At 52.8% G+C, this 9787-nt stretch carries 8 protein-coding genes; 7 read left to right on the forward strand and 1 reads right to left on the reverse strand.

Annotation, left to right across the window (positions count from 1 at the left end; genetic code table 11):
• Positions 1-5 precede the first annotated feature (5 nt).
• The 5 genes from SE18_RS10630 (at position 6) to SE18_RS10650 (ending at position 6203) form a co-directional block, all read left to right on the forward strand.
• Positions 6-2156: a molybdopterin oxidoreductase family protein gene (locus SE18_RS10630; protein WP_054534436.1), complete on the forward strand. Its 2151-nt coding sequence runs from the start codon at positions 6-8 to the stop codon at positions 2154-2156.
• On the forward strand, positions 2153-2977 hold the full coding sequence (locus tag SE18_RS10635; RefSeq protein WP_054534437.1) for a uroporphyrinogen-III synthase: 825 nt from the start codon (positions 2153-2155) through the stop codon (positions 2975-2977). The genes SE18_RS10630 and SE18_RS10635 overlap by 4 nt, the downstream gene beginning before the upstream one ends.
• A 227-nt stretch (positions 2978-3204) precedes the next feature.
• Positions 3205-4425, forward strand: coding sequence for a CmpA/NrtA family ABC transporter substrate-binding protein (locus tag SE18_RS10640; RefSeq protein ID WP_054534438.1), 1221 nt, complete (start codon positions 3205-3207; stop codon positions 4423-4425).
• 99 nt (positions 4426-4524) lie between these two features.
• Entirely contained in the window at positions 4525-5373 is an 849-nt protein-coding gene (ntrB, locus tag SE18_RS10645; RefSeq protein WP_054534439.1) for a nitrate ABC transporter permease, read from the forward strand.
• Positions 5373-6203, forward strand: a complete 831-nt coding sequence (locus SE18_RS10650; RefSeq protein ID WP_054534440.1) for an ABC transporter ATP-binding protein — start codon at positions 5373-5375, stop codon at positions 6201-6203. The genes ntrB and SE18_RS10650 overlap by 1 nt, the downstream gene beginning before the upstream one ends.
• Positions 6204-6307: 104 nt before the next feature.
• On the opposite strand, the gene SE18_RS10655 is transcribed toward SE18_RS10650, so the two are convergent.
• The gene (locus SE18_RS10655; protein ID WP_054534441.1) at positions 6308-7474 is read right to left on the reverse strand and encodes an FAD-dependent monooxygenase; all 1167 of its coding nucleotides are present in this window, start codon (positions 7472-7474) and stop codon (positions 6308-6310) included.
• A 159-nt stretch (positions 7475-7633) separates the two neighbouring features.
• Between SE18_RS10655 and SE18_RS10660 the strand changes: the two genes are divergently transcribed.
• Both SE18_RS10660 and SE18_RS10665 read left to right on the forward strand, forming a co-directional pair.
• Positions 7634-8587: a ring-cleaving dioxygenase gene (locus tag SE18_RS10660; RefSeq protein WP_054534442.1), complete on the forward strand. Its 954-nt coding sequence runs from the start codon at positions 7634-7636 to the stop codon at positions 8585-8587.
• A 112-nt stretch (positions 8588-8699) separates the two neighbouring features.
• Positions 8700-9380 carry a pentapeptide repeat-containing protein gene (locus SE18_RS10665; RefSeq protein WP_054534443.1) on the forward strand — a complete coding sequence of 227 codons (681 nt, stop codon included), beginning with the start codon at positions 8700-8702 and terminating at the stop codon, positions 9378-9380.
• Positions 9381-9787: the final 407 nt, after the last annotated feature.

Consider the following 9787-nt stretch of genomic DNA (forward strand, 5'->3'; position numbering starts at 1 on the left):
CGATCATGACCAAGCTTGTGCGTTCACAATGCCCCTATTGCGGCGTTGGCTGTGGCATCGAATTAACCGTCAATGCTGGCAAGGTTGTGCGCGTCACTGGCGATAGCGCCCACCCCGCCAATCAAGGCAAGCTCTGCATCAAAGGGGCAACGATTGAGCAAATGCTCACCCCAGAATCACGCCTAACCCATGCTCAGATTCGCAGCGACCGCCATGCTGCCTTGCACACGGTTGGGCTTGAGCAGGCGCTCGATCACGCTGCTCAACGCCTGAACGCCATTCGCGCAGCGCATGGCAACGAGGCAATTGGTTTTTATCTTTCGGGCCAGCTCACCAACGAAACCAGCTATTTGGTGACCAAGCTATGCAAGGGATTGCTGGGCACCAACACCATGGATGCCAACTCGCGCCTGTGTATGGCGAGCGCCGTGGCTGCCTACACTCGTAGCTTGGGCACTGATGGCCCGCCCTGTAGCTATAGCGACATCGAACAAGCAGATTGTTTTCTAATCGTTGGCTCGAATACCGCCGAATGCCATCCGATTGTCTATCGCCGGATTGAGCAGCAAGTGCGCAAACATGGCGCAACATTGATTGTGGTTGATCCACGGCGCACCCAAACCTCGCGCTATGCCAGCTTACACTTGGCCGTAGCACCAGGCAGCGACACCGCGTTGCTCAATGGTTTATTACATATCTTAATTCGCGATGGCGCCGTTGATTATGAATTTATCGCCCAACATACGACTGGCTGGAGCGAAATTGCCGCAGCCGTCGCCGCTTGGACTCCAGCCCAAACCGCCTTGGCAACAGGTTTAAGCGTTGATGACATTGAGGCTGCTGGCGCAATCTTGGTTGCCAGCCAACGCACCCTGAGCCTATGGAGCATGGGCGTTAATCAAAGCCGCAATGGGGTAGCCAAAGCCACAGCGATCATCAATTTGCACTTAGCAACAGGCCGAATTGGCAAGCCAGGTTGTGGCCCATTTTCACTAACAGGCCAGCCAAACGCAATGGGCGGGCGCGAAGTTGGATATTTGGCCCATCAATTGCCTGGCTATCGCCGGGTTGATGTAGCTGAGCATCGCACGGCAATCGAGCAAGCATGGGGCATTCCGCTTGGCAGCATCAGCGCTACGCCCGGCCCCGATGCCCAAACCATGTTCAGCCAATTGGCCGAAGGCAAGCTCAAAGCAATTTGGATCATCGGCACCAATCCCTTGCACTCGATGCCTAATAACAGCACGATTCGCGCAGCGCTCGAAAAAGCTGAATTGGTGATTGTGCAAGACGTGTATAATACAAGCTCATGTTTGGCCTATGCAGATATTGCCTTGCCTGCCGCCCAATGGGCCGAAAGCCTTGGCACCTTCACCGCGTCAGATCGCCATATTACCTTGTTGAATCCGGCTTATCCAGCGCCAGGCGAGGCTATGCCCGATTGGTGGCTGGTGCAAGCAGTCGCCAAGCGAATGGGCTTTGCGCTAAATTTTGCCAATGCAGAAGCAATTTGGGATGAATATCGCAATTTGACCGCTGGGCGCTATCCGCTTGATGTGAGCGGCGTGAGCTACGCACGGCTGCGCAATGGCCCAATTCAATGGCCCTGCCCCGCCGAAGATCATGCTGGCACTGTGCGTTTGTATAGCGATGGCCGATTTGCCACTGCCACTGGGCGCGCCAACTTCCACGTGACCGTGCCGGTTGAACCAGCAGAAGTGCCAAGCTACGAATTTCCATTTTGGCTAACAACTGGGCGGGTTTTGGAGCAATGGCATACTCGCACCCGCACCGCCAACGTGGCTAAGCTCAATCAACGCCATAACGGCAGCTTTATCGAAATTCACCCAGACGATGCCAATACGCTCGGCGTGAGCGCTGGCGAAAAAATCGCGGTCATCGGACGGCGCGGCAGTTGCACCTCAGTGGTACAAATTAATCCAGAAATGATGCCAGGCTGTTTGTTTATGCCAATTCACTGGGACGATGGCAACCCCAATGTGTTGAGCATCAACGCTGCCGACCCAATTAGCAAGCAACCAGAACTCAAGGCATGTGCAGTCCAATTACGCCCAATCGTCGAAGGCATCAACATCAAATTTGGCGAAGCCGCCACAGTTCCAGCAATGGCCGCTGGCAAACGGAGCAGCCAATGAGTAGTTTAGACGGTCAACGAGTTGCAATTCTTGAAGCGCGTCGCGCCTCGGAATTAGCCAATTTGCTCACTCGCCATGGCGCGATCCCAATCCATGCCCCAGCTTTACGCGAGGTCAGTGTTGATGCGGCTCCTGTTGCCCAAGCAGTTTTGCAGCAGCTTGAAGCAGGCCGAATCGAACTGATGATTTTGTTGACTGGGGTTGGCACGCAACAATTAATTGATGCTGCTGCCAGTTTGGGGCTTGAGCAAGCAATGCTAGCCGCATTGACAAAAATAACCCTCGTTTGCCGTGGCCCGAAGCCAACCGCCGTTTTGCGCCGTTATGGATTACGCCCAAGCATCAGCGCAGCCTCGCCCTATACAATCAACGATTTAATCAGCAGCCTTGATCAGGTTGAGCTGGCTGGACGTGGCGTTGGCTTGCTGCACTACGGCGAGCGCGATAGCAAATTAGCCGATTATTGCCGCGAACGTGGGGCCGTGCTCCACGAACAGAGCGTCTACGAATGGCAATTGCCAGCCGACCTCAGCCCGTTGTATGCGCTGATTGAGCAAGCAATTGCTGGCCGGATCGATATTTTCAGCTTTACCAGCCAAATTCAGGTGCGCCATTTGGTGCAGGTTGCCGAGCAACAAGGCCAGACTCAAGCATTAATTACGGCAATGCAGCAAGCAATCGTCGCCGCCGTCGGCCCATCGTGCGCCCAAGCTCTGATCAACATTGGCATTCAACAGGTAATTATGCCTGAGCAACCGTTTATGGGCCAGATGGTGCAGCAAATTCTCAATCACGTTGATAACCAGCGCCAAACCTTCTAACTATGCGTGCCAACAATGTTTAGCTCAACTCCCTGCAACGAATGCAGTTTCCACCGCTGACGGTGTGCGACCAAACCTGTTCGCTTCGCGATAGCTCCTGCAACGCCACGCAGCCTCACCAACGTTGGTGAATCGTGCCAGCGATGATCAATTATGTCAATCTATAAATCATCGCGATTTCCCAAGCGTTCGCTGTGCGTGCCACAGGTTTCATGGAGGAGCTTCCAATGTCTAAAATCAGCCGTCGCGATTTCCTCAAAACTGCCGCAACGTTCGGTGCTGCCATCGCCACTCCCAGCCTATTGACTGCCTGCGGTGGTGAAACAGCCAACGAAACAGGCGAGCGTCCAATCAAAATTGGCTTTATTCCGCTGACTGATTGTGCTTCGGTCGTAATGGCCGACACTTTGGGCTATTACAAGAAATATGGGCTTAATGTTGAGGTCGTTAAAGAGGCTTCGTGGGCCAATGTGCGCGATAAGTTGTTAACTGGCGACCTCGATGCGGCCCACTGTTTGTTTGGCATGCCGTTCTCGGTCTACACGGGCGTAGGCGGCAAGGCTGAGAGCGAACTCCAAATTGCGATGGTGCTGAACCAAAATGGGCAAGGCATTACCCTCAGCAGCGCCTTGGCCAAAGAGGCAGGCTATGGCGACCCAAGCAAACTCAAAGCGCTGCTCAGCCAACGACCTGCTGATAAGCCAGCCACCTTTGCCGCGACCTTCCCCGGCGGAACCCACGATCTTTGGCTGCGCTACTGGCTTGCCGCCGCTGGTGTTGATCAACAAAGCGTCAAAATTATCACGATTCCCCCACCGCAAATGGTCGCCAATATGCGGATCGGCGAGATGGATGGCTTTTGCGTGGGCGAGCCATGGAACGGCGTGGCGGTCAAAGAGGGCATTGGCGAAACAGTGTTAGCAACCCAAGATCTGTGGGCGGGACACCCAGAGAAAGCCTTGGTGGTCAACCCCAGCTTTGCCGAGAAACGCCGCGCTGAGCTCAAAAATGTAATGAAGGCGATTCTTGAGGCCTCGCAATGGCTCGACGATTTCAACAACCGCGCCGAAGCAGCCAACGTTATCAGCGGCCAAGCCTATGTCAACGCTCCAGTTGATGTGATTGAAGCGCGGCTGAAGGGCCAATACAATTTGGGTACAACCCTCGGCGAGCGCACATTCGAGCCAAACAAAAGCATGGTGTTTCATCAAGCAGGCGCAGTTAATGAGCCACAACGCAGCCATGCAATTTGGTTTATGGCGCAATATGTGCGCTTTGGGCTTGTGCCAAACGCCCCCGACTACAATGCCATCGCCGACAAGCTGATTTTGCGCGACCTTTATGCAGAAGTTGCCAAAGAAATGAGCTTAACGGTGGCGAGCGACGATTTACAGCCATTCACCGTCACGCTTGATCAACGCAGCTTCGACCCCAAAAGCCCATCCTAGTCCGCAGGCCATCACGCCTCAGCTTCGCGATTGAAGAATCACGGCTTCAGTCGCCAACACACCAAAACCACTCGCTTGCCAACCACAAAGGAGATCTTCATGGCCCAGATGATCGACATTATTCCCCGACGTGAACATTCAGCGCTGACCAGCATGCGCTATTGGCTCAAAATAATCTGGCAAACGCTTAGCCCAATCATCATTGGGATGCTTATTTTAGCGAGCTTATGGCAAGGTGCTGCTTGGCTTTCAGGCGGCAATTTACCAACACCCTTCGCCACCGCCAGCACCTTGCGCGAGCTATTAAGCGACCCGTTCTACGACAATGGCCCGAATGACAAGGGCATTGGGATTCAGCTCTTGGCCTCGTTGGGAAGGGTTTTTACTGGCTGGGGAATTGGCATCGCCATCGCCATTCCGCTTGGCATGCTTCTTGGTAGTAGTGCTCGGCTGCGCAAAATGATTGCACCAGTGATTGAAATTTTGCGGCCTGTCTCGCCGCTAGCCTGGTATCCATTAGGTTTAGCGGTACTCCACAATGCACCCAAAGCCGTGGTTTTTGCGATTGTCATTACCTCGCTCTGGCCAACCTTAGTCAATACCACCATGGGCGTGCAACATATTCCTGCCGATCTCAAAGCTGTTTCCAAAGTATTTCGCTTTAGCCGCTGGCGCTATGTCAGCAAAGTGCTGTTGCCCGCAGCTTTTCCCGCAATTTTGACGGGCATGCGGCTTTCGATGGGCATTGCGTGGATGGTGATTGTGGCTGGCGAAATGTTGGCTGGTGGCACGGGCTTGGGCTTCTTTGTGTGGGATTCGTGGAATGCGCTCTCGTTGGAACGGGTGATGAGCGCAATTTTGATCATTGGCATCACTGGTTTGTGCTTAGATCGCTTATTTAGTTTGCTTGGCCAACGCATGGCAGCGTGGCAAGAAGGAGGTCACTAATGGCTCCACGGTTGTTAGCGCGCACATCAGTTAATAGCGCAATCTTGCCAATGGAGGCCGCTCCATTGCTCGAAATTAGCGGCGTGGGCAAGAATTATCCCAGCGGCCAAGGCCAAATCAACATCCTGCGCGAGATTGAGCTAACCATTCAATCGGGCGAGTTTATTAGCTTTATTGGCCATTCTGGCTGTGGTAAAAGCAGCTTGTTGAATATGATTGCTGGCCTGACGAGCATTAGCACAGGCACGATGGTCTTTGATGGCAAGCCAATTGAAGCCCCAAGCCCAGAACGCGCGATGGTATTTCAGCATTATTCGCTGTTGCCGTGGCTTTCAGTCTATCAAAATGTCTATGAAGCTGTCGATTCGGTGCAAACTGAGCTGAGCAAAGCAGAGCGCAAAGCCTTGACCGATGCAGTACTAGCGCGGGTTGGCCTCAGCAACCATGTCCACAAAAAGCCAATGCAGCTTTCCGGCGGTATGCGCCAACGGGTAGCAATTGCTCGCGCCTTTGCAGTGCATCCACGGATGCTCTTGCTCGATGAGCCATTTGGCGCACTCGATGCCCTAACGCGAGGGAGCTTGCAAGAAGAATTATTAGATTTGTGGAGCGGCGATGCCCGCACTGAAACCGTGGTGATGGTTACCCACGATATTGATGAAGCGATTTATCTCAGCGATCGGATTGTGGTCTTCAGCGATGGGCCAAGTGCAACGATCAAAGAAATAATTACCGTTGATTTGCCCCGGCCACGCGATAAACAAAGCCTTATGACCAGCCAAACCTGGAATAACCTACGCACCCACCTGCTGCTCTCATTGCACTGCTAAACCAACAATCAGTACCCAGAGTTGTGTCTCGTGGGCTGTCTCGATGCTGCGACAGCCTTTTGTATTTAAGGCTCCAATAAGTCTTGGAGCCGTACCAGCGGCATTCAAAAATTCAGCGCATAGATAAAATTGGTTTGGCGTTGGCCCAAACTGCGTGGCACCAGCCGCAAAACACGATTGCGCAGCTGTTGTTGCCATGCATGCGGCAAATGCACCAGTGAGCCAACCAGCCACGAAGTATCAACAATTGCTTGGGCTTTGGGCATACGGCGTTTTTGATAGTGCAAAAAGGCTAATTGGGGTTGTTCGTAGCGTGCAAGCATCTCGGCCAACACCCAAGCATCTTCAATCGCTTGGCAACCACCTTGGCCTAGGTTGGGCGTTGTTGCATGGGCTGCATCGCCAAGCAAGCCAATTCGGCCTTGATACCAGGTTTTTAAATGGGCTAAATCGCTAATATCGGTACGCAGCAAGGCTTCATTGCTGGTGCGCTCAATCAGCGTTTTGGCGATTGCTGGCAAATCATGGCCTTGGGCAAGCAAACTGGCTCGGGCAGCAGCAGGCGAAGCATCACGCTGGCCTTGGGCTGCAAGGCTGGTCGCATACCAATAAACCAAATCCTGCCCAACTGGCGTATAGCCAAACCGCAGCTGCTGGCCCCAAATTTCAGCAGCAACTGGCTGGCCCAATTCACGATAATCGAGCTGCACCAAGGCACGATGCGAGGTTTGGCCCGAATAGCGCAAGCATTGCTTGGGGAAAATCTGTTCGCGCACTGCCGAGCGCAAGCCATCGGCCCCAATCAAGCACGCATTCTGAATCGTTGAGCCATCAGCAAATTCGGCCTGAACTGACTCGGCTGTTTGTTGCAAGCCCACCAACCGCTTGCCAAGCTGTACGCAATCTGTTGGCAAGGCTGCGAGCAGGGTTTGTTGCAAGGCAGCGCGGCTAATCGTCACCAACTCTTGGCCAAAACGCTCACGCATTAATTTCAAATCAAAACCAGTCAATAAACTCCGGCCTTGTGCATCCACAATGCCAAATTCGCTGCCGCCCAACGCACTAAGGCACAACCCACGCTGGCGTACAGCTTCGGCCAAGCCCCAGCGTTCGAGCAAATTCATGGCATTGGGAGCCAATAAAATGCCAGCCCCAACAGGCCGGAGCGCTGGCGCAGCCTCATAGATTTGCACTGGGATCTGGCGTTGCTCTAGGCCAATTGCCAAACATAAACCGCCAATTCCCCCGCCAATAATCGTTATCGGTTGCATTGCATCCTCGTTGAATTTAATCAATCTAAGTAAAACATACCCTATAGTATGTTTTAAGTCAAGAGTTAATTATTCAATAATTTATGTCAACTTGAAAAGCGTTGTACAATACAAGCGCTAGCTGAAATGGGCTAGCCAGAGTTTATGAGGCCTGCGACTATGCAATTAACCGGAATCCACCATCTTACGGCAGTCAGCGCCAATGTGCGTGAAAATTATCGTTTTTATACTCAAGTTTTAGGCATGCGGCTGGTCAAGCGCACCGTTAATCAAGATGATGTGAGTGCTTATCATTTATTTTATGCCGATGGCGCAGGCTCGCCTGGCAGCGACATTACCTTTTTTGATTGGCCAGTTGGGCCAGAACAACGCGGCACGCATAGCATTTGTAATACTGCCTTGCGGGTGACGGGCAAAGCCAGTCTTGAGTGGTGGGCTGAACGCTTGAGCCAACAAGGCGTTCAGCATAGCGGCGTGCTTGAGCGTGATGGCCGCTTGACCATCGATTTTGCTGATAACGAGGGCCAACGCCTGAGCTTAATTGATGATGCAGGCGCTGGCGATCCAAATACGCCATGGGATGCCAGCCCCGTGCCAGCTGAGCACCAAATTCGTGGGCTTGGGCCAATTCGCATGAGCGTGCCCAAGCTTGAAGCTACCGATATTGTGTTGACCAAAGCGCTGAATATGCGCCAAGTTCGCCAATATAGCCTCAACGAAGGCAAGGAATACCCAGTTTATGTCTATGAAATGGGCAAAGGCGGCGTAGATTCAGAATTGCATGTTGTGGTACAGCCAGATTTGGCGCCAGCCCAACCAGGCGCTGGTGGCGTGCATCACGTGGCGTTTCGGACGCCCAACGAAGAAGAATATCATGGTTGGACGCGGCGTTTGCGCGAATTAAGCATTCGCACCAGCGGCGAAATTGATCGCTACTACTTCCGCAGTCTCTATTTCCGCGAACCAAATGGCATTTTGTTTGAAATTGCCACTGATGGGCCGGGCTTTGCAGTCGATGAAGATCCAGCCACGTTAGGCGAATCGGTAGTCTTGCCACCATTCCTTGAGCCACGCCGCGAGGCCATTGTTGCCAACCTCAAGCCACTAACCTAAACCAAACAGAGCGCGCTTACTGCAATAGTAAGCGCGCTCTGTTTAGTTGCCAAATTCGCCAAACAGATTAAAATAACACACCTGTTCGTTTAATTCTGAGAGGTGCAAAAACATGGCACGTCCACGTCGCAAACGCTACCAAGGCATTACTCCGCCACAACATTGCCCAGCAAATGAGCTAAAAAGTGTCACTGAATTACGCTTGAACGATAATGGTACCTATGCGCAGTTGAGCATGCAGCAGCTTAATTTCAGTCAACAACGGGCCAAAGATATTTTCATGGAGCAATCGATTGTGCGCCAATGCCAATTTGATCACGTGGTGTTGCAGCAATCGCAGCTGGTCGATAGCAGTTTTGAGCAATGCGATTTGAGCCATGCCAATTGGGAGAAAAGCCATCTTGAGCGTTTGGAATGGCACAATAGCCGTTTAGGTGGCATGAAATTTGTTGAAGCTCAAGCAGAGCATATTGTTTTCAATATTTGTCAACTGGATTATAGTGTCTGGTGGTCGGCGCGGCTTGAGCATATCCACTTCGTCGATTGTCGCATGCTCGAAAGCACGTTTGAATCTGCCAAGCTAAGCGATGTTTGCTTTCGCAATTGCGACCTGAGTCGAGCCAATTTTCGCAATGCCACCCTGAGCAACGTTGATATTCGCGGCTCGCAGATTGCTGGCATGCAGCTTGAGCCAAAGCAACTACAAGGCTTGATTATCGAGCCACGTCAAGCGCTAGAAATTGTCCAATCGCTCGGCCTTACCATCCGCGAATTAGCAATAGAAGAAGATTAAATGCAAAAACGCCGTTGAACAAATAAATGCTCAACGGCGTTCTTATGGAATGGTACGCATCCCCCTACGTTCCCACAGCGGGTGCTGCAGTAGCCTCGGTGTGTGTCGCGTTCACGGCCTGGTTCGGGATGGAGCAGCGTGGGGCACAACCACCTCGACACGTACCAAAATTTGTTGCCCTCGCTCCAATCACCCATAGCTGACGACTTCTTCATTCGCATAGCGCGTCTCAATGCCAGTCCTGCCTAGCTGTATGCCATCCTCTGGCCACACCGCGTCCTGCCGACGCGCGGCAACCGATGATCGCTTGGCTTTCTGCGGGTGTCTGCTCTACCGTTCACACGGCCTCCACAGCACCCCAGTTGTCCGCCTCGTCTCGACGGTGCCTCTCATACATTCCTGTACAC

It is taken from the genome of Herpetosiphon geysericola (assembly GCF_001306135.1).
Lineage (GTDB): Bacteria > Chloroflexota > Chloroflexia > Chloroflexales > Herpetosiphonaceae > Herpetosiphon > Herpetosiphon geysericola.

Excerpts from the sequence above, each read along its gene's own strand:
- SE18_RS10650 (WP_054534440.1), top strand. The coding sequence starts at position 5,373 with ATGGCTCCACGGTTGTTAGCGCGCACATCAGTTAATAGCGCAATCTTG.
- SE18_RS10665 (WP_054534443.1), top strand. The coding sequence starts at position 8,700 with ATGGCACGTCCACGTCGCAAACGCTACCAAGGCATTACTCCGCCACAA.
- ntrB (WP_054534439.1), top strand. The coding sequence starts at position 4,525 with ATGGCCCAGATGATCGACATTATTCCCCGACGTGAACATTCAGCGCTG.
- SE18_RS10660 (WP_054534442.1), top strand. The coding sequence starts at position 7,634 with ATGCAATTAACCGGAATCCACCATCTTACGGCAGTCAGCGCCAATGTG.
- SE18_RS10655 (WP_054534441.1), bottom strand. The coding sequence starts at position 7,474 with ATGCAACCGATAACGATTATTGGCGGGGGAATTGGCGGTTTATGTTTG.
- SE18_RS10640 (WP_054534438.1), top strand. The coding sequence starts at position 3,205 with ATGTCTAAAATCAGCCGTCGCGATTTCCTCAAAACTGCCGCAACGTTC.
- SE18_RS10635 (WP_054534437.1), top strand. The coding sequence starts at position 2,153 with ATGAGTAGTTTAGACGGTCAACGAGTTGCAATTCTTGAAGCGCGTCGC.
- SE18_RS10630 (WP_054534436.1), top strand. The coding sequence starts at position 6 with ATGACCAAGCTTGTGCGTTCACAATGCCCCTATTGCGGCGTTGGCTGT.